Source organism: Neobacillus sp. BP17 (assembly GCF_059579525.1).
Window position 1 is genome coordinate 5,411,919 of record NZ_CM184198.1, and the last position, 20,884, is coordinate 5,432,802.

The following is a 20,884-nucleotide window of genomic DNA, read 5'->3' on the forward strand; positions in this document are numbered from 1 at the left end:
TTATTGTTTACTTTCTCCCAAATAAAAACTAAATAAATTTATGAAATTATTTTTTCCATCCCATCTATTCCTTGAATAATACTTCTACAACTCTCTTACTAACATTTCCATCACAATTATTAAGAAATCTATCTTTAAAATAACTTACTTTACCAATATCAAATGTACCCTTTATAATCCAATCTCCAAGTTCCTGCGTATTTTCAAATATTGGACCTGGGACAAAACTTTTATAATCATAATAAAAGTCCCGTTCTTTTGTATAATCAGCTAAATCTTCAGCAAGAAATGCAATTGGACGTCTTAATAAACTAAAATCAAAGATAATAGATGAATAATCTGTTATTAACATATCAGCTAATAATAACAATTCGTCAATCATATATTTACTTTCAATATAATAAACAAAATCAGCAATGTCCTCATCTATATGCAAACATTCAGTAATATATGGGTGAAGATGGACAATAATAATATATTCATTAGAAAGTAACCCTTTTAATAACTTAAAGTTTATTTTTAAGTCTATTTTGTTTTGATTATGACTTTTCCCTCGATATGTTGGGGCATATAAAATTATTTTTTTACCTTTTATTTCTGGAAAATCATTGTAGAATTTATCTTTAACAACTACATGGTTTTTTGGATTAAAAAAGAAGTCGCTTCTAGGTAATCCTAAAGGTAATATCTTATTTAACGGCATGTTAAACGCTTCGGAATAAAACGGTGCAATTTCGTTTGAACTTACGATTACATTAGAATAATTTGAGTGGATGTTAATTTGCTTCAAATAATTTAATGACGGTCCAAACTTTTTTCCTACAGTGCTATATCCAAATTTCTTAAATGCTCCTGCTGCATGCCAAGCTTGAACTATTTTTGTATCTTTCCTTGGTTTAATTAAGTAGACGGGAAAATAATAATCATCTATAAAAAAACAACTTGAGGTCGCCAAATGATATGTTGCAACAAGCATATGAAATAAATATGATATCCTACCAGATTTTGATGAGTTAAACTTCTTAAACAAGCATATTAATGAATAATCAGGATATTGGCGATTTAATTCATTATGCAAATATAATAAATTCCCTTGAATACTTTCTGTACGATACGAGGCAAACGTAACTTTCTTTTTCTTCACAGGAAATACCAGGCAAAAAAAATTATATATAATTCTAACAAATATTTTAGTTAGAATTGTTGGTATTAAATTCAAAGGTATTTTCATAAATAAACTACCCTTCCTAAAAGGGATTATATTTTCCATTCCAAAACTGTTTTACCCCATGACGTTGTTAGGTCTTTCTCGAACGCATCAACAATATCCTGGATTTGCTTTATTTCATTAATAGAACCGATGAGTGTTTCTAAATAATCAACTACATCTTGGTTGCTTGCAAGGAAATCCACTGTGTTTTGAAAATCAACTGTTCCACTTCGGCTGCTGCCAATAACGGTAATGCCTTTTTCTAATATCATTCTAGTATTAATCTCTACTGGATATTCAGAAACTCCTAAAATAGAAATGGAACCTTCTGGTATAATATGGTCAATAATTTGGTTAATCGCATATTGACTTCCTTTTCCGCCCACACATTCAAAAGCATGGTCGAACTTTACATCTTTAGGAATTTCATTAATATTATAAACTTCATCCGCAAATGAAAAGTTATCTAATTTAAATTGTGTTTTCCCTACGACGATTACTTTACAGTCTTTATATTTCTTTTTCAAAATTAAAGCAGTAATATAACCCAAATTCCCGTCGCCCCATACACCAAAGGATTGACGACGGCCATGAGCCTTTGCTTCAAATCTTGTCATTGCATGCATCGCAATCGTGATGAGCTCTGTGAAAGCAGCTACATGTACATTAATATGCTCAGGTAAAACTACGAATCTATCTCTCTTTAAAAATACGTAATCCTGCATAAAACCGTCAAAACCACTTGAACGAAACTTACTAGAACGGAGATAGTTTTCTGCAACGAATTCATCCGTTTCAACTGGTGTATTCGGCACCATAACTACTCTAGTTCCAGGTTTATACTCTCCTTTAGGATCATAGACAATATCACCGATTCCTTCATGAATCAATGCCATCGGCAATTTTACTGCCAAAGCATCTTTTCCGCGAGATCCTGTATAATAGCGTTGGTCTGCAGCACAAATAGATAAATGTGTAGGTCGTACAACTACACGATCAGATTTATTGACAGTGCGATCCTTATAGGTGATTTCAAATTTACGAGCAGAAACTAATCTATAAACTTGATTAATCATTACTAGCGATCCCTTCACGTAAAATAGCATTAGCAACCTTTAAATCATATGGAGTTGTTACCTTAATATTAAAAACTTCACCTTTAACAATTTTAACCTTCTCACCATATATCGAGCATATCTTACATGCGTCTGTCAGTATTTCCTTTTGTTCATTCGTTAATTGCTTGTAATAGTTAACAAGCGTATTAATATGAAAACTTTGAGGTGTCTGGCCTTGGTACATAATATCCCTCTTTGGAATATTAGAAATTGTATCACCATCTTCTGATTCAATGATGGTATCAATTGCTTCTATAACAGTATCAACAGCTTTATATTTCTTTACCTGCTCAATATTTTCTTTAATAATTCTATGTGACAGAAAAGGGCGCACAGAGTCATGTGTCACAATATAATCATCTTCAAACACACCAAAGGTACTCTCAATATAACGAATCCCATTCATAATCGACTCGTTTCTATCGCGACCACCTTCAACTACAATCAAACGTTCATTTCCACCGATAAATTTGCTTATAATATCTTGTGAGTAATTAATCCATTCTCTTGGTGTAACTACAATAATTTTTTCAAAATCAGGATTTAAAATAAACTTTTCAAGTGTATGAATTAAAATTGGCTTATTATTTAAGGTGAGAAATTGCTTAGGCATGTTGACGTTCCCCATCCGTGTTCCCTTTCCACCAGCAAGTATTTCAGCGTATATCATAATATCCCATCCCTTATTAATATATTTTCTCTTTTTATTTTCTCATTTATTTTATATAAAATGTATTTGTCAATTTATGTTAAGTGCATAGTACTTTTATCACATTACATGGCAACTGTATTATTAAACTATATTTCCACTCTCTTTTCTAGTGCTTTTATGAATTTGGAAATAATTTGGTAAAAAATACAGAAAGATTTATTTAAATAAGAAAGTCAATAATATTAAGATTGTTGTCGATAAATGTTGAATTTGTAAAGTTTATTTAAATATTATACCAGAATTTATACATTTTATCTGAAGAATAATATTTATAGTTCATACGTGTAAAAAATATTAATTATTTTATATATATCATTCGTGTTTTGGAAAGTCTTGAGGGAATTTTATTACCCTTATAGGCTGATACTTTTTGTTACACCAACTTTCTATTATTGGTATACCTTTAGTCATGATTTTGGATAATAATAAAAGGTATGCTTAAATCTATGGTATTAATGGAGTTACCATTGGGATGCTGCTGAGGAAACTGATTTTATGCGGTATAGAAAAAGTACTCAATATTTTCTTAATGACGATTTGAGTAGACTCCTCCCTCCACAAGATGATTCTTCCTCGATATTCCAATCGATTATTACATGAAAGTGAATATGGAAGGTTTTCAGGATATTGTAAATGGCTGTGGGTGGAGTTACTGTGCAGAATGATTTAGACTTTACCGAAGCGGGCTTCCACTTTAAAAAGGGAGAGCTAAATCTAAATGGCAAAAAGGCTTTAGCCTTCTCTCGAATGAGGCATGAAGATCCTCGAGGTGACTTTGGTCGTCAAACACGACAACGTCAAATTATTCAAGGGGTCATTAAAGAAGGAAATCAATTTTAAGGCACATAAAGCCCCTTTCAAAATCAATGGTTAAAACTGTTCAAAAATATTTAACTCATCAATGGATAATACTTCTTCATGGTTATCATCTTCTAAAAATTAGCACTCATCTAACAATTATTTCCAACTAAAATTTGAACTAATAGAAATTGATAAGTCATTACCAAAAAGTCACATAGTTTTTGAAGCATTCACTAATTTCTCCTCTGTCCTATTTCCCCTTATTTTTAACCCTTTATATTAAATCCATAGTATCCGAAATTCGGGTAATCTTCCATTCCACACAGGAAGTTTATACCACAGTAAAACAAGTAATGGCGATGTATAAGCAAAGACAGCAGCAAGCAAACACTTAATTGCTACTCTCTTGCAATATATAGTCTCTAAACCCCGTTCTCCCCTTCCGTTTTGTTTAATTATATGTAATTAACTTATTATGAAAAATAAAAACAACCCCAAAAGTTGAGGTTGTTTAGAAAACGCTTTCAAATTATCGTTGTGATTCAAGTAGTTGGTCTCCTCTTTTAGCTGCAACCATAAGACTCATTACTGTAAGCATAGAGAACGATCCAACAAATAAGCCTGCAATAAAGATAACCATAGTATAACCTCCCAGAGTATATTCATAATCCGTCGTAAGGTGATCATATTCGGCAGCTGGCTGGCATAGTTTTAGAACCTTAGCCCCTTTAGTTTTGCGCCTCCACTTTTCAATGGATTTGCCCTTTCGTACGAACTATGTGCTTTCATTGATAATATACTAATTGTTTCTAGTAATAAATAGAGCAATTAACCTATTTATATGTTAATAATCTGGCAATTGCAAACTCTTTCATTATTGATTCTGTTCGACAATGCCATGAATTTTGTAACTATTCATCGAACGATTTAATGATACCCGTTCATCCATACGTGGTTAAATAGTGATAAGCAACCTGTTTCGGAAGTGGAGTGATCACATGGCAGAGAAAGAAGATGGGAGAAATTTCGGCAGGGGCTGCCTTTGGGGGATTCTTTTATCCATTCCTTTATGGGTAATCGTCTATTTTATCCTACGTAAGATCTTTCACTGAGGAGAGGCATTCTCCTTCTAATTGAAAAATAGTAAATAATAGATTGAGCCCTCCACCTTGGAATGAAAAATTTAATCAGTAGATTTGTCGAAAATATTTTGTATATTATTTGCATATTTCTACTTTATTCCCATCCTTAATTGGTTATCATATAAAAAAAGAAACTGAAAGCGTTTACAAATATACTAAAAAACTGAACCGTGCATTACCTGATTTATCTACAACTAACAATAGGAGTGGATTTCATGGACAAGCAAGGGAATCTTTTATTAGGATTATTGTGGGGGACGTCTTTAAGTGTTCCATTATGGTTTGCGTTTTTCGGTTGGATTAAATTAGTTATTCAAATGATTCATTAATAATGTAGATATCAATATAATAAAGTAAATATAATGTACTAGATTCCAAATCAAGACTCCCGCCTTATGATAGATTTTCAAAAATCTATCACAAAACGGGAGAATTTAGAATGCAAAAAATATTTCATCTTAGGTATGAGGAACGATGATCAGTTACGATATTTTTTCCTGATACGCTGTTACACCAAGTGCAATCGCCCCGGTTAGCCCGGCTTGATCCCCTAGATGTGGCAGGACAATGTATTGGTCGATTTCTCCCTTTGTTAAGGCTGAAACGGGAACGTATCCATTTAATAGCTCCAGCACCCGCTCACGAACAAGCGGCAGTAGTTGTTCTTGTTTTGAAACTCCTCCGCCAACGATGATTTTCTTAGGGGACAGGATTAAGATATAATTCATTAATGCCTGTGCTAAATAATAGGCTTCTAGCTCCCATACCTCCATTTGCTCTGTGAGCAGCTTCCCTTCTTGATTCCATCTTTTTTCAATTGCTGGTCCAGCTGCCATTCCTTCTAGACAATCTCCATGGTACGGGCATACACCCTCAAACTGATCATCAGGATGACGCCTTACAAGGATATGCCCCATTTCCGGATGAGTGATTCCCAGAAGAAGCTTTCCGCCGATCACCGCTCCTACACCAATCCCCGTTCCAACCGTCATGTAGACACAGCTATCCAAGCCTTGCGCCGCGCCCCAGGTATTTTCCGCCAAGGCTGCAGCTGTCACATCGGTATGAAACCCAACAGGCACATCGAAATGCTTCTTAATTTCACCGGTTATGTTGTAATTTTTCCACGGAAGCTTCGGTGTCTCGGTAATGAACCCAAAGGTTGGGCTATCTCGATCGACATCGATCGGGCCAAATGAACCAATTCCAATGGCGTCCACTTTTTTCTCCTGAAAAAATTCAATCACTTTCGGCATCGTCTCTTCCGGCACCGTTGTTGGTATGGTTACCTGTTCAAGTATTTCTCCTTTTTCAGTTCCAATCCCACAAACAAACTTCGTTCCACCTGCTTCAATTCCACCAACTAGCATGGCATTCACTTACCTTTCCCTTTCAAACTAATGATGAACAATAATCCCCTTCATGACGTTCATGTTCGGATAATCATTCATGACCGTTGGCAGCTCATCAAGGCCAAATCTGTGGCTTAGCAGCGGTTTAATGAGGATCTTGCCCTGCTGTACGAGTGAGATTGCTTGATCATGTGTATGCGGGTTAATAAAAGACCCTTTAATCGTCAACTCTTTGGAAAAAATATCAAAAGGGCTCACTTCGATTTTCGTTTCAGGGGCAGAGACACCAAATAACAAGACCATCCCGCCTTTTTTCGCCATTTGCACCGCCTGCGTCATACTCTCTTTTCTTCCCACACATTCTATCACAATATCAAACCTGCCAGCCCCACACGCCTCAAGATCCGCAGGCGTAACAGTTTCAGCTGCACCCATTTGTAGTGCTAAGGAATGTTTTGACACATCTGGCTCACTGACAACGATTGGCGACCCGCCGTACATCTTCGCCATTTGCAGCATCATTAAGCCAATATACCCTCCTCCAATCACTAACACCGAAGCGCCAGGCCATATATGGATTTGCTGAAAACCATGCAGTACACACCCAAGCGGCTCAATCATCGCCCCTTCTTCATACGTCAATTCTGCAGGAAGGATATAGCAATTGGCAGCTGGAACGGTACAATATTCGCCCATTCCGCCATCACGGGTCACGCCGACAGCTTGCAAATGGTTACACAGGTGTAGACGGCCGCCGCGGCAATACTCGCACTCGCCGCAATACATATTCGGATCTATCGAAACGCGGTCCCCCACCTGGAGTGTGCGAACCTTGGCGCCTACCTGAACCACTTCCCCGGCTAATTCATGCCCAAGTATAATCGGATATTGTACCTCAGCAGAACCCGGCTGTCCGTGATAAATATGCTGGTCCGTTCCGCAAATGCCACAGGCCTTTACCTTGACAACCACTTCCTGATCCAATGGAACCGGAATAGACAATTCTTTGACACTTAATTGTAATTTATTCGTTAATACAGCAGCTTTCATCCTACACTCCACCTACTCTACAGAATTAATAGCAGTCACTCTTAATTCACTTAAATCAATGGGATGATTCTCTAAATGACCAATTTCAATCGTGATCGTTTCATTAGGCAACAAATCCACAAAGTTCTCACTAAAGGTAACTTTCTCAGCTGGGATCTCAAACTTCACCATCCTCGCTATGCTTTTAGAACGGACCGTTACCTTTTGCTCCTTTGTATCCACCTCAACGACTAGTGGACTTTCTGGTAAAACTAGATCCTTATGATCTCTAAAATAGTAAACATTTCGCTGTGCTTTTTCATTCAACGAAGATAAGCAAATCACCGCTTCATTCGCTGAATATCCACCTAAAAGCTCGTCCTCTGTAAATCGAGCGACCATTTTTGAAGCATTGCCCGGTATCGTCGCTTCCACCGTAGTTTGGAAAAGAACCTCACCACTAAAGCTGACAATCTTTAACTCTAGCGTATCTTCATAGATTTCCAGCTTGTCATTGACGACCCATACCTTGACATCCTGCCCAGCGTCATGATCAATGGTTAATAATAATGGATGGAAGAATTTCTTCGCATAATACCATGAAGCCTTTGGTAACTGATAGTAATCAATCATGGACCAGCTTGTCCCAGGCCAGCAATCATTCAATTGCCATACCAAAGCTCCGCTTGTATTCGGCTTATTCCGGCGGTAATGCTCGATGCCGCATTTCAACCCTTCTGCCTGCGTCAGCATGGAGAAATTCATATACTCCTCCATATTCGTTGGAATGCCTGTATATCCTTCCATCAGCATAATTCCTTTTTGGTGATGGTAATCCTTGTTGCGATAGGACATTTCATCACTGCCCCAATAGAACGTTCCCTCCGGAAGATTTTTCTCCAGTGTATAGCGGTTCGCGGATGCATGCATCCCGAATTCACTACTGAATTTCGTGAAGTCTTTTTTATAATTTTTAAACGAAACACCTTCGACACTATAATCCTGGCCCAGGTTCTCCCCGAATTGACGCGGCTCCACATTTCCATGCCACACCTGCCAGTTATGACGATCCCCTTCCGCCTCTGAATCATGATCATTTCCGCCAAATGGTGAGCTCGGCCAATAAAGGCGGCTTGTATCCAGTTCTTCTAGTAATTCTGGAATGAGTTCGTGATAAATTTTCTCCCCGTAAAAAGGCGTGTTAATTCTACCAGCTGCCGACTCAACCTCATAGAGCCAATCGTTCTCATTGTTCCCGCACCAAATGGCCACCGACGGATGGTTACGAAGCTTCTTAATCGCCCAGGTGACTTCCTTCCGCACATTTTCCATATAGTTCGCGTTGTAATCTGGATATAACGCACAGGCAAACATGAAATCCTGCCAAACGAGAAGTCCAAGGCGGTTACATTCTTGATAGAAAACCTCTTTTTCATAGATTCCACCGCCCCAAACACGAATCATATTCATGTGTGCTTCTTTCGATTGCAGCAGCAATTGGCTGTATCTCGAATCAGGTGCAGGTCCTATGAAACTATCAATCGGAATCCAGTTGGCGCCTTTTGCAAACAACTCGACCCCATTTAACACAAACGTAAAACGAGCATTCCCGTCTGCATCCTTTTGCATTACCTCAATCGTCCGAATCCCAATTTCTGTGGTGTACTCATCCACCTGGTCATGCCCATGAATCAAGCGCACGGTTAGATCATATAAATGAGGGGTGCCTAAATCATGTGTCCACCAAAGCTTTGGCTGCTCCACCTCCAGCGTCAATCCCACTCGATTGCGAACAATTTTTCCCGTTTTCACAATCTCACCATTACCGAAAACGACCTCAACCGCTAACTCCGTACCGCGAATATAAGACTTCGTTTCTACCTCAACCTCGACAATCGCACTAGTCTCCGTAATCTCAACCGTTTTTGCATACACACTTTCTATCTTAGCTGCATGTTTTCTCTCTAAGCGGACGTCTTTCCAAATTCCCATCGTTAAGATTTGCGGACCCCAATCCCAGCCAAAGTGAGATTGTGCCTTCCGTGCCCAAATCCGGTCTTTCCCGAATCCGGCCCAATAATTCTTTTCCTTTTCCTTCAATACGTGAGAAACTGGCTCAAATTTTACCGCGAGTATATTCCGGCCATCGGCCACTTCTCTCGTCACATCAAAGGTATGGGAAATATACATATTTTCCGTCGAAGCAATCTCAACCCCATTTAGATACACCGTCGCAAACGTATCGAGGCCTTCAAATGTTAATTCCAAACGATCGTTTTGATCAAGCATTTTTTTATCATACTGGAATTCGCCGCGGTACCACCAAACCTTCTCTGCTACCCATTTGGATTTCAAATCGTTATGTCCAAAGAACGGGTTGTCAATCAACCCTTTTTCAATCAATGTGGAATGAACATCGCCCGGTACCTTTGCTGTCATCCAAAAATGATCGATATACGCCGGGTCCGCCACCACAAGGTCACGAACTTCCCCCATTTCGAAGTGCTGTATTTTCCAATTCTGATTAAGCTTCATCTCGTCTCTCTCCTTAGTTAGACCCGATATAGTCACGGAAATCCGTTGGTGTCATCCCTGTTTTCTTCCGAAATACCTGCACAAAGTACTTGTATTCCTTATAGCCAACCTCTTTCGCTATTTCAAACACGCGATCAGATGTGTTAATGAGTAAATGCTTGGCTTTTTCAATTTTTAAATCATTTAAATATTCATTAAAGGATTTACCCATTTCTTTTTTAAAAATCATGCTGAAATAATTAGGGGTAATATGCATCTCATTTGCCACCTCTGATGCCTTTAAATCCTCGTGAAAATGAGCCTGGATATACTCTTTCGCTTTCTCTACCATCCAGCTCTTTTTCCATTCATTTTCTAACTTTACCTCCTGCAATACGGTATTTTCGAGATTACGGCTAGCTTCTTTCTCTGCGATAATCTCCCGTTTCAGACTGTTAACCCTTTCAAGCAGTTCATCAATATCCACAGGTTTTAATAAATAATCCTTCACGCCAAAACGTATAGCTTCTCTTGCATATTCAAACTCATCATAGCCGCTAATAATAATGACACGCGTACGCGGCATTTGTTCATTGATGGTTCTCGCGAGTTCAATCCCATCCATTACGGGCATTCTCACATCGGTGAGCACAATATCCACCTGCTGCTTCCTGAGAATCTCTAGTGCTTCTTCCCCGTCTTCCGCCTCGCCTACTACCTTGATTCCATAAGTATCCCAAGGAATCGTATACCGTAACCCCTGTGTAATAATAGGTTCATCATCGACGATTAATAGGTTGATGTTCATGACTCTCACCTAAACTTTCTAGTATCTTTACTTCCTCATTGTTGAAAAGTAGCGGCACTCTCATCTGAACCCACGTTCCGGCTCCGTCATGCTTGATAAAGTGGAGTCCATACTCTGTTCCAAATGCCGTCACCAGCCGGTCATTTACATTCGATAAAGCAAAGCCAGCCTCTTCCTTAACCCTGCCTTCTCGTAACCATTGATTGAATCGATCGACATCCAGTCCCACACCGTTATCCTTGATATCAATGATGACATTCTGGTCCTCAACATAGCTGTTCAGTTCAATATGACCTGTTTCTTTCAACCCCTTAAAACCATGTACAATACTGTTTTCCACCAAGGGCTGTAGAATTTGCTTCATTACCAGAACATTCTTTGTGTCCTCTCCCACATTCATCTGATAAGAGAGTTTTTTACCTAATCGTTTCTTCTGAAGCTCCAAATAGCTTTCTACATACAATAGTTCCTGGTTTAAAGGAATCCATATCTTACCCTTACTTAAACTAATTCGGAACATCTTTGAGAGCAGCTCGATTAATCGACTCGTTTCCATTGCATCTTCCATTCGAGCCGTCCAGCGGATCATGTCAAGCGTATTGTAGAGAAAATGTGGGTTAATTTGGTTTTGTAAGGCCTTTAGTTCCGACTCCCGCTGCTGAATTTCCAGCTTATACTTCATATTTATTAATTGTTGAATCGTTCCCACCATCCGATTAAATCGATATTCAAGGCGACCTATTTCATCCTTCGACTTGACCTTTACGAAGACTGAAAAATCTCCATGCTCTACCTGTCTTGTCTTATCTGTCAAAATCATAATGGGACGGAGAATGGTAAAATAAAAACCGATTAATGCGAGAACACCAAGGCCCATAGAAAGAATGAAAAAAACAATAATCCAATAACCGATTCCTCTTAGATCCTGTAATATCGCACCTTCGTCCACCATCGTGACTAATTGCCAGCCGTTTCGTTCAATGACTCGTGCAGCGACTAAATACCGCTCACCTTCTACGGAATAAACAAAGCTCGTCTTTTTCGAATCGATCGTAAGTTGCTTTAAAAGGTTGGGATCAGGATAGCGTTTCCCAAACAGCTTCTTGTTCTCGTGAAGTACAACCCTGCCTTCCTCATCCAAAATGAAGGCCGTGCCTTGTTCCTGAGGTACTCCAGCCTTAATCGTTTGAAACAACGCTTCTTCATTCAAGCGGATTTTCACAAAACCGATTCGTTGATTGATATCGTTAATGTCATTGATGACGCGAAATAAGGAAATAACATTGGTCTGTCCCTTCCAGTAACTATGAATAGGATAGGCGTGCGTCCAAAAAATCGCTCCCTTGCCTTCCTCTGTTTTCCTTTCCAACACCTCTTCATCCACAGCAATCGGTTCACCCATATCCAGCTCGTTTCCATTCGACCCATAAAGGGAAATGGAATTGATGTAATTCTTCGACAGCAAATGGAAAGTAGAAAAGCCCTTTAAGCTTTCTTCAAGGTCTTGCTGCGCCGGTTTGCCGTCGGCCACCTGCGCACTCTTCATATACTTTCGGAATTCCTCGCTAAAAATCATGTACGTCGATATATCTTCGACATCTTGAATTGTTGCTGTTAAGTTATCATCAATCGTATCTAGCATTCTTTCCGTATAATCAAAAGCTTGTTGTTTTAACACCTGATTCATTTCATAAAAGATAAGAGAGCCGAGAGAAATGGTCGGCAAAAGCACAACGATACTAAAAATTAAAATCGATTTCACTCTTAAGCTTAAGTTTCGGTACCGACGATCGACATGCTTTAGCCATCCTATTATTCTCACCATTGAAATCTTCTCCTATGGAACAACTCCGTCAATTTTGGTAAGCACTCTATTAGCTTTCCAAATTTCCCTTTTATTACCCTTTTACCGCACCAGCCGTCATTCCTTTGACTAAATGCTTTTCCATCACTAAATAAAGTAAAATGGTAGGAAGGATGACCATCGTCAAACCCGCCATTTGTCCGGTGTAGTTGGTGTTATATTGACCTGCAAAGTTTGCCAATCCAAGCGGAATGGTCTTTAACGAAGCATCATTAATTAAAACTAATGCAAACGAAAACTCATTCCAGCAATGAATAAAGTTTAGAATCGTAACCGTTGCAATCGCTGGGCGAGACATCGGTAATATAATGGACCAGAAAATCCGAAAGACACCACAGCCGTCCATGATGGCCGATTCTTCAATATCCTTTGGAAATGCCTTCATAAAACTTGTTAATAAAAAGATCGTAATTGGTAAGTTAAACGCTACATATGGGAATAACAACGTCCACGATGTATTCAGCAATCCAAGCTTTTGCATCAAGATGAACATCGGAACGAGTGTCGCATGAATGGGAACAATCATACCAAAGATAAACAGACCATACACAAGCTTGCTCATTTTAAATTCAAATCGAGAAAGAAAGTAAGAGGCCAAGGCACCAAAGAAAACCGTAATAATAACCGAAAGAACTGAAACAAAAATACTATTAAAAAAGTATGTCCCTAATTGGGCCGTCTGCCAAGCATCCACATAATTTTCCCATCTCCACGTATCTGGAAGGAAAAACGGATCTAATGAAAATTCCTTCTGGCTCTTGAAGGAGTTAATCACCATCCAAGCAATCGGATACACATTAATTAAACTGAAAACGATCAGCACAAGGTAAATAACCGGATGTTTCAACTTTTTAAGAATATGAAACTTTCGTTCATTTTCCCCCACTTTTGGGGCCACGCTTTTCCCCATCACTAATTGTTTTTCCACGTTCCTCACTCCTTTACTTTGACTTTCTTTGTAATATCATTCTCGAAACCCAAATCAGCACTAAACTAAAGACAAAAATGTAAAGCGATACCGCACTTCCATATCCATATTTCATCGAAGAGAACGTCTTTTCGTACATGTAAATGGCCATAACTTCTGTTGAATGCGCAGGTCCGCCATTCGTCATCACATAAATCAGATCAAAGGTTTTTAAACTACCACTGATACATAGAATCACAGCTAATATAATCGTGTCCCAAATCATCGGGATCGTAATAAAAAAGGTTCTCTTCCAGCCAGAGGCGCCATCAATCTGTGCCGCTTCTAATACTTCAGCAGGAACATTTTGCAAAGCGGCTAAAAAGATAATGAAATAAAGACCCACGAACTGCCAAATGATCGTTACACAAACGGAAATCATCGATAATTTTGGGTCACCCAGCCAGTTTTGCTGCCAGCTTTCCAGACCAATCACTTTTAACAGCTGATTAACAAAACCGAATTCCGAGTTCAACAGCATATTCCAGGTTAAAGAAATAACCACGGTTGAAATAACAACCGGCATAAACCCAATCGTACGGAAAATCTTCGCTCCCTTTAATTTCCGACTGAGTAAAAGCGCTAACCCTAAAGCAATCGGAATTTGACCAAACACGGAGGCGATGACGACAAATAGATTATTTTTTACCGACTTCCAAAAGATAGGGTCTTTCGCAATATCGATAAAGTTCTGTAAACCCACAAATTTCATCGATCCGAATCCGTTCCAATCCATGAAAGAATAATAGACCGAGATAAGGATTGGTATAATACTGAAAATGAGATAGATAAGTAGAGCGGGGACTAGTCCTATGAGGATGGCTAACTTATTTCTTTGAAGAATGTGCACGTACAGTTCCTCCTTTTCAAAAGAATCAAGGAGATGTACCCCTTGATTCTTTTGTGGTTATTCACTCTTATTTCACTGCTTCTTGCATTTCTTTCGCGACCTTCTCTGGTGTTGATTCACCAATTGTAATCGCCTGTAAACCGTTGTTGATGATATCTGTAATTTCAGCAGGTAGTACTGCATCATATACCGGTGCAATTCCACCATTCGTTAATTCAACTGTTTCCTTGAATAATGCGGAAGTTTCTTCCGGAACTTCAACATTAGCAGGGACAAGAGTACCGATCGTCATTAAGTTTTTGTACGTCTCTTCATCATATAAGAACTTGAAGAAGGTTGTAGCCGCCTCTTTCTTCGCATCAGAAACTTCACTATTTAACGCAATACCCCAGCCAGTTACACCGGAGATCGCAGCAGCTTCGCCTTTTCCGCCTTCAATCGCAGGAAACTTTGCAACACCAATATTCTTCCCTTCTGGTGCGCTGCCAATTAATCCACTTAAGGCCCAAGTTCCGTTTACGAACATCGCCGCTTTTCCTTGAAGGAAATAGTCGCTCGCTTGGTTATCATCGATCGTATTTGCATCACTATTAAACGCTTTTAACTTTGTTAAATCTTGAATGACACCAAGTGCATCCACAAACTCTTTGTCTGTAAATTTCTTCTCACCGGCAAACACCTTTTCCAAGAAATCGCTTCCAGTTACACGGTCAGCAATGGTAGAAATATAAACAGATTGTAAAGGCCATTTCGCCTTGTTACCTAAAGCAATCGGGGTAATATCTTGATCATTTAATTTGCTAACTAATGTTTTGAAATCACATACGTCGTTGGGAATTCATTGAACCCAGCTTTTGCTACCACATCTTTGTCATAGTAAATAATGCTTGTGAAAACTTTGTTTCCAGGAATCGCATATTGCTTACCATCAACGGCATAATCCTTTAGTGTATCAGCTGGAATGGTTTTATCCTTCCAGTGGTCAACGATATCATCGATTGGCATTAACACGCCGCCTTCTACTAATGGTTTAAGCTCAGCACCCGGCCATGTTTGAATCATGTCAGGTAATTGCTTACCTGCAGCTTGTGTTTTCAACTTTGTTTTATATTGATCCGGCGGAATAGATTCCATTTTTAACTTTATTTCTGGATGTGCCTTTTTGAATGCTTCTACTCGTTCTAGCATGACATCATTCTCTGGGCTATCCTCAGACCATGAATTCCAAAATGTAAGCTCCACCGAACCATCTGCTGATTCTTGCTTGTCAGAATTACCTCCACAAGCAGCTAGTAAAAGGATGGATAGAACAACTGAAAGAGCAAAACCCTTTTTTAACCACTTTGTTAACATTTTTATTCCTCCCCGTATAGATCTTTCTTTGAAAACGTTTTCCACATTTCTAAATTAATTATAAATTTCTCACTCATTTTCAAAATCCGAAAAATTTAAGATAATATCTAAAAAATATTAAAGAATAAATTTCCATCGTAGATATTTTGTGTGAAAGGATAGAATTTTAGTAGCAGCGAACAAATTTACGATTATAGAAAAAAGCCTTTTCACAGAGGACTCCTGTAAAAAGGCTTTCACTTTTAGATATCTAATGCACGATAGATTTCATTAATATGGACCTCTGCCAATGCCATCACGTTATCGGCTCCACCGTAATAAATCTTCACGATTTCATCTTCAAATAAGACACCACAGGTAAAGACGACATTGCCAAAAAATCCTTCTACTTCATAAATCTCTTCAGGGGCAAGAATCGGATCTTTCGTTTTTGCCAACACCTTATTTGGATCTTCTAAGTCTAACAACACCGCACCAAGGGTGTAACGATTGTTTCGGTCGGCACCATGATAGATTTCAACCCAGCCTTTTTCGGTTTTAAAAGGAACCGCTCCACCGCCAATTTTCAGCGATTGCCAGCCTTCCTCAACACCCATTAGAAACTTGTGCTCTCCCCAATGTGTGAGATTAGGCGACGCAGCCGTCCACATCTCAGCACGGCCAATTTGCTTTGGAACTGGGCGTTGTAATGCAAAGTAGTTCCCGTTTATCTTCTCTGGAAAAATCGTTACGTCACGGTTCTCAGTGGCAAAAATAATTCCCATTCTCTCAACCGTCTCAAAATCCTCCGTTTTCGCTAAAGCAGTTGTAATCCCTTTTTCAGAAACAGCTGTATAGTTAATATAGTAAGTATCATCAATTAAGGTGATACGCGGGTCCTCGCATCCAAACCCTTCATAGCGATTGCTTGGGAATAAAAATGGCTTTTCTTCCACCACAAAATCCACACCATTTTTACTTCTAGCGATTCGTAAATGCGACATCGATGTTAAAAATACATACGTATCGATATCAATTTGCTTCACTTTGCGTGGATCAGAAAAATCATAGGCAGGATTATTTCTATCAATATCTAAAACATCCGCAACGTACTCTCCATCTTTCTCCACTAAAACTGGAACTCGTAAAACCTCAGGATTTACCTGCACCGGTCTCTCAGCCACACGCATCAGCAGGATCACTTCATCTTTATATCTCGCCACCCCGGCGTTGAAAACGCATTCAATAGTAAAATCACTCCGAGAAGGCTTCACATCCTGCGGTGTAATTAGAGGATTTTGCTCATTTCTTCTAACATTTATTTTAGTTTTCACTTGCATACTAATCCCTCCTTTATCTTCAGGAATAATTATAGCGTTTTCATAAAAGGGTTAATATCCAATAAAATATGATTTTGTCCAGTTGTTTAACCTATTAAAACATGAACAACATCCACAGGATCACCTACAATCGTTTCCAACTTATCAAAAACTAATTAGCTTATTTATGAAAAAAGGACTGGGGATTAAAAATATTTTTTGGGGAGTTCGGAAGGGGAAGAATGACATATCATTGGTTCTCTGAAGTAATCTATGAAGTACTTTATGAAGTAATCTTTGGTATTGCTCGGGGCAATGGGAGTATCTCTTAGTGTCATCTTAACAAGCTCTTAACTTCAAAATGCTAGAATCCACTTGTTCAATCTGAACTGATACAAGGTTCCACAAAAAATACCGCCCAGAGGACGGTATACATGGATTGTTCTAGTCATTATTAAGCCGACTTGCAAAATTCTCACTCTAATTGATAACTTTTGTTGAATAACTTAGCTTTCTCTTTCTTTTAATCAAAAAGATGAATGATAAAACAAGAAAGGCCCCAAGAGAATCAAATAGGACATCCCTAAAAGACGAAACCCTTCCTGGCATAAATGATTGATGGAATTCATCTGTTATCGCATAAAGAAAGGTTAGCACCCATGAAAGAATATAAGAATATCGATAGATTTCAAGAGATTTAAACAATAATAGAGCAAGTATCCCGAATACCGTAACATGTGTTGCTTTCCTTACGATCAGGTTCAACACATTAATCTCTTCATCGTCCGCATTTGGTGTGTGTATAGTATTGTGTTCCTTCACTACTACATGTTGAATAGCTTTGGATGTTTTTTCTCCAGTAAAATACGGAAGCTGTGTGAAGCAAAAGATTAATGACATCCAAAGAATCGCTGCTAGGATCCATCCTCTTCTATTATTCATCTATTAAACCTCCCTTCTATTTTAAAAATATCCCTTATGCTTAAGTTTGAAGACAAGGGGGTATTATGTAACCAATTCAATGTAAGTCCCCCTTATCTAAGATGTATGACTAGGATTATTTCAATATTTTCAAGATGTCATTTGCTATCCTATCTGCTTCGTGGTTATTGAGAGAGTTCATTTCTCTCCATTCTTTTGTTAGTCCTTTATAAAAGAATGGTTGATAGGATGTAAAATGGTCCCAATCAATAAGTCTTTTTACTCACTTATATCTTCAATTCAAGCCTTCTGCATACACCTATTATTTAATCGATCCACTAGACTTTTATGCAACAATCACTTCCTGTTATTAAACTAGCCCCACTATGTATAAAAAAAGACACCCTTGCCTTCCAAAAGACAAGGGTGCATATTGTATTACTTAGCCCTTCTTGAAAAATAACGTATACCAATTTAGCTGAATACACGTTATACAACTATCTAATTTAATGAATACTGCTTCTTAAAGTAATTCTGATATTCCCCACTGATGATTTGTTCCCACCACCACTTATTATCCATATACCATTGAATAGTTTGTGCAATTCCTGTTTCAAATGTATAAGTTGGTTTCCAACCTAATTTCTCCAATTTAGTTGGATCGATGGCATAACGCTTATCGTGACCTAAACGGTCTGCAACAAATTCGATAAGGTCTTCTGACTTGCCTAAAGCATTAATAATAGTTTTAACGACTTCTAAGTTGGTCTGCTCATTATGGCCGCCTACATTATATACCTCTCCATTTACACCTTCATGCAAAACAAGGTCAATTGCTGCGCAATGATCAAGAACATGAAGCCAATCTCGAATGTTCTTTCCATCGCCATAAACCGGTACCTTTTCCTCATTTAATACACGGGAAATAGTTAAAGGAATTAACTTTTCCGGAAAATGAAACGGTCCATAATTATTTGAGCAGCGTGTGATATTGACTGGTAAGCCGAATGTTTCATGATAAGCTCTAACTAAAAAGTCAGAGGATGCCTTACTTGCACTATACGGGCTATTTGGTTGTAAAGGTGTTTCCTCTGTAAAGAATGTAGCTGGATCGAAATCTAACTCACCATAGACTTCATCTGTAGAGACATGAACAAATTTAGTCACTCCAACTTGCTTTGCCGCATCGAGTAACACTTGAGTCCCCAATACATTGGTTTTCACAAAGATCTCAGGCTCTGTAATCGAGCGGTCCACATGGCTTTCTGCTGCAAAATGAGCGACATAATCAAACTTTTCATTTACAAAAAGTGCCATGATAGCTTCACGATCAGCGATGTCCGCCTTTACAAAATGATAGTTATCCTTGTTTTCGATTTCACGATGCTTGGTTAAATCACCTGCATAGGTTAATAAATCTAAATTATAAATATCATAATTAGGATACTTATTGACCATGAATTGAACAAAGTTTCCGCCAATGAAACCTGCCCCGCCTGTTACTAGAATCTTTTTCCTATTCATTATTTCACCTCATGTTGTAATGCTTGTAAGTATCGTTCTAAAGAATCCTGCCAAGGTGGTAATGGAGTAAAACCATTGTCCACTAATTTCTGCTTTGACATCCTTGAGTTCTTCGGTCTCACGGCTCTTGTTGGGTATTCCTCCGTTGCAATGGAATGAACCTTTACTACCCTACTTGATAAGTGGAAAATTTCCTTAGCAAATTCCGCCCAGCTACAAAAGCCTTCATTTGTGGCATGATACGTCCCGAATTTATCAGTTTGAATCATATCCATCAATAATTTGGCTAAATCAAACGTATTGGTAGGTGATCCCACTTGGTCACCAACTACGTTTAGCTCGTTACGAGAATCAGCTAACCTTAGCATCGATTTAACAAAGTTATTTCCATTCAATCCGAAAACCCATGAGATTCGGACTATGAACCAGTCTGATAATAGTGATTGGACTACTTTTTCTGCTTCATATTTCGTTTTTCCGTAATATCCAACTGGGTTAGGGGTATCTGTTTCAACGAAAGGAGCCTCTCCCAAACCATCAAATACATAATCCGTGCTGATAAACATGAACTTGGCGTTTACTTCTTTGGCCGCAGTTGCTAGAAATCTCGTCCCATTCACATTAACATTCCAGCAATTCTCCTGGTCATCCTCCGCTTTATCCACAGCAGTATACGCTGCACAATGAATAATAGCATCCGGTTTTAGCTCTCTCACGTATTGATTTACAGCATATTCATCCGTGATGTTTAAATCCCTTTGGCCGATTCCAATCATGTATAATCCACGATTTAACCCTTCATGAACCACATCATATCCTAATTGACCTGTATATCCTGTTACTAAAATCTTCATTATAACTCTCCGTAAGAAAAGTTGTTTTCAGCATTGGAAAGGAGTGGTGCCTTTTCGTCCTTTGCAGATAAAACTGGGGATATTTCTATTGGCCATTCGATGCCAATGGCTGGATCATTCCAAATAATGCCTCGATCACAATCAGGTGCATATAACTCGTCCACTTTGTACTGAACTTCAACATCATCCGTTAACGTCATAAAACCGTGGGCAAAACCCTTTGGAATTAATAACTGCTTCTTACTATCTGCGGTTAATTCCAATCCAAACCATTTTCCAAACGTTGGGCTTCCTTTACGAATATCAATAGCCACATCAAAAATAGAACCCTTAGTGCATCTAACCAATTTGGTCTGTGCCTTTGGGTTTAACTGATAATGCAATCCTCTTAACGTCCCTTTGGCTGCAGAGAAGGATTGATTATCTTGAACAAAATTAATATGAATTCCAGCTTCTTTAAAAATCATTTCATTATAAGTTTCCGTAAACCAGCCGCGGTGATCACCAAATACCTTGGGTTCAATGATTAACACACCTGGCAAAGATGTTTCTACTATATTCACAACT

The 20,884-nt window shown here is 38.5% G+C and carries 16 protein-coding genes, 2 pseudogenes and 1 riboswitch; of the genes and pseudogenes, 1 reads left to right on the forward strand and 17 read right to left on the reverse strand.

The window, feature by feature from the left end:
* Positions 1 to 64: 64 nt before the first annotated feature.
* Genes AC4QJR_RS26405 through AC4QJR_RS26415 form a run of 3 tightly spaced genes read right to left on the reverse strand, consistent with a single transcriptional unit; the run spans position 65 to position 2,998 of the window.
* Complete coding sequence (locus AC4QJR_RS26405) at positions 65 to 1,231, reverse strand: CDP-glycerol glycerophosphotransferase family protein (RefSeq protein ID WP_496524745.1); 1,167 nt, start codon at positions 1,229 to 1,231, stop codon at positions 65 to 67.
* 26 nt (positions 1,232 to 1,257) lie between these two features.
* Positions 1,258 to 2,286: a ribitol-5-phosphate dehydrogenase gene (locus tag AC4QJR_RS26410; protein WP_496524746.1), complete on the reverse strand. Its 1,029-nt coding sequence runs from the start codon at positions 2,284 to 2,286 to the stop codon at positions 1,258 to 1,260.
* Positions 2,279 to 2,998, reverse strand: a complete 720-nt coding sequence (locus tag AC4QJR_RS26415) for an IspD/TarI family cytidylyltransferase (protein WP_496524747.1) — start codon at positions 2,996 to 2,998, stop codon at positions 2,279 to 2,281. The genes AC4QJR_RS26410 and AC4QJR_RS26415 overlap by 8 nt, the downstream gene beginning before the upstream one ends.
* 611 nt (positions 2,999 to 3,609) lie before the next feature.
* Between AC4QJR_RS26415 and AC4QJR_RS26420 the strand changes: the two are divergent.
* Positions 3,610 to 3,868, forward strand: a pseudogene (locus AC4QJR_RS26420) (LCP family glycopolymer transferase); the annotation flags it as partial.
* A 502-nt stretch (positions 3,869 to 4,370) separates the two neighbouring features.
* On the opposite strand, the gene AC4QJR_RS26425 reads toward AC4QJR_RS26420, so the two are convergent.
* The 14 genes and pseudogenes from AC4QJR_RS26425 to rfbC all read right to left on the reverse strand — a co-directional run bounded on the left by AC4QJR_RS26425 (position 4,371) and on the right by rfbC (position 20,880).
* The gene (locus tag AC4QJR_RS26425) at positions 4,371 to 4,481 is read right to left on the reverse strand and encodes a DUF3789 domain-containing protein (RefSeq protein WP_375374515.1); all 111 of its coding nucleotides are present in this window, start codon (positions 4,479 to 4,481) and stop codon (positions 4,371 to 4,373) included.
* Positions 4,482 to 4,529: 48 nt separating this feature from the next.
* Positions 4,530 to 4,614: riboswitch (cyclic di-GMP riboswitch) on the reverse strand.
* 851 nt (positions 4,615 to 5,465) lie between these two features.
* The gene (locus AC4QJR_RS26430; protein ID WP_496526751.1) at positions 5,466 to 6,353 is read right to left on the reverse strand and encodes an ROK family protein; all 888 of its coding nucleotides are present in this window, start codon (positions 6,351 to 6,353) and stop codon (positions 5,466 to 5,468) included.
* A gap of 27 nt (positions 6,354 to 6,380) precedes the next feature.
* Positions 6,381 to 7,385, reverse strand: coding sequence for a zinc-dependent alcohol dehydrogenase family protein (locus AC4QJR_RS26435; RefSeq protein WP_496524748.1), 1,005 nt, complete (start codon positions 7,383 to 7,385; stop codon positions 6,381 to 6,383).
* A gap of 12 nt (positions 7,386 to 7,397) precedes the next feature.
* Entirely contained in the window at positions 7,398 to 9,899 is a 2,502-nt protein-coding gene (locus tag AC4QJR_RS26440) for a beta-mannosidase (RefSeq protein WP_496524749.1), read from the reverse strand.
* A gap of 13 nt (positions 9,900 to 9,912) precedes the next feature.
* Complete coding sequence (locus tag AC4QJR_RS26445; protein ID WP_496524750.1) at positions 9,913 to 10,686, reverse strand: response regulator transcription factor; 774 nt, start codon at positions 10,684 to 10,686, stop codon at positions 9,913 to 9,915.
* On the reverse strand, positions 10,658 to 12,511 hold the full coding sequence (locus AC4QJR_RS26450) for a cache domain-containing sensor histidine kinase (protein WP_496524751.1): 1,854 nt from the start codon (positions 12,509 to 12,511) through the stop codon (positions 10,658 to 10,660). Before AC4QJR_RS26450 ends, AC4QJR_RS26445 begins: the two co-directional genes overlap by 29 nt.
* Positions 12,512 to 12,584: 73 nt before the next feature.
* The gene (locus AC4QJR_RS26455; protein ID WP_496526752.1) at positions 12,585 to 13,460 is read right to left on the reverse strand and encodes a carbohydrate ABC transporter permease; all 876 of its coding nucleotides are present in this window, start codon (positions 13,458 to 13,460) and stop codon (positions 12,585 to 12,587) included.
* A 31-nt stretch (positions 13,461 to 13,491) separates the two neighbouring features.
* The gene (locus AC4QJR_RS26460; RefSeq protein WP_496524752.1) at positions 13,492 to 14,367 is read right to left on the reverse strand and encodes a carbohydrate ABC transporter permease; all 876 of its coding nucleotides are present in this window, start codon (positions 14,365 to 14,367) and stop codon (positions 13,492 to 13,494) included.
* A gap of 67 nt (positions 14,368 to 14,434) precedes the next feature.
* Positions 14,435 to 15,720, reverse strand: a pseudogene (locus AC4QJR_RS26465) (extracellular solute-binding protein).
* Between the two features lie 242 nt (positions 15,721 to 15,962).
* A complete protein-coding gene (locus AC4QJR_RS26470) occupies positions 15,963 to 17,039 on the reverse strand; it encodes a glycoside hydrolase family 130 protein (RefSeq protein ID WP_496524753.1) in 1,077 nt (358 codons plus the stop codon).
* A gap of 459 nt (positions 17,040 to 17,498) precedes the next feature.
* Positions 17,499 to 17,960, reverse strand: a complete 462-nt coding sequence (locus tag AC4QJR_RS26475; RefSeq protein ID WP_496524754.1) for a VanZ family protein — start codon at positions 17,958 to 17,960, stop codon at positions 17,499 to 17,501.
* Positions 17,961 to 18,440: 480 nt separating this feature from the next.
* Positions 18,441 to 19,463 carry a dTDP-glucose 4,6-dehydratase gene (gene rfbB / locus AC4QJR_RS26480; protein WP_496524755.1) on the reverse strand — a complete coding sequence of 341 codons (1,023 nt, stop codon included), beginning with the start codon at positions 19,461 to 19,463 and terminating at the stop codon, positions 18,441 to 18,443.
* Positions 19,463 to 20,317, reverse strand: a complete 855-nt coding sequence (rfbD, locus tag AC4QJR_RS26485; protein WP_496524756.1) for a dTDP-4-dehydrorhamnose reductase — start codon at positions 20,315 to 20,317, stop codon at positions 19,463 to 19,465. Before rfbD ends, rfbB begins: the two co-directional genes overlap by 1 nt.
* Positions 20,317 to 20,880 carry a dTDP-4-dehydrorhamnose 3,5-epimerase gene (rfbC, locus tag AC4QJR_RS26490; RefSeq protein WP_496524757.1) on the reverse strand — a complete coding sequence of 188 codons (564 nt, stop codon included), beginning with the start codon at positions 20,878 to 20,880 and terminating at the stop codon, positions 20,317 to 20,319. Before rfbC ends, rfbD begins: the two co-directional genes overlap by 1 nt.
* Between the last annotated feature and the right edge of the window lie 4 nt (positions 20,881 to 20,884).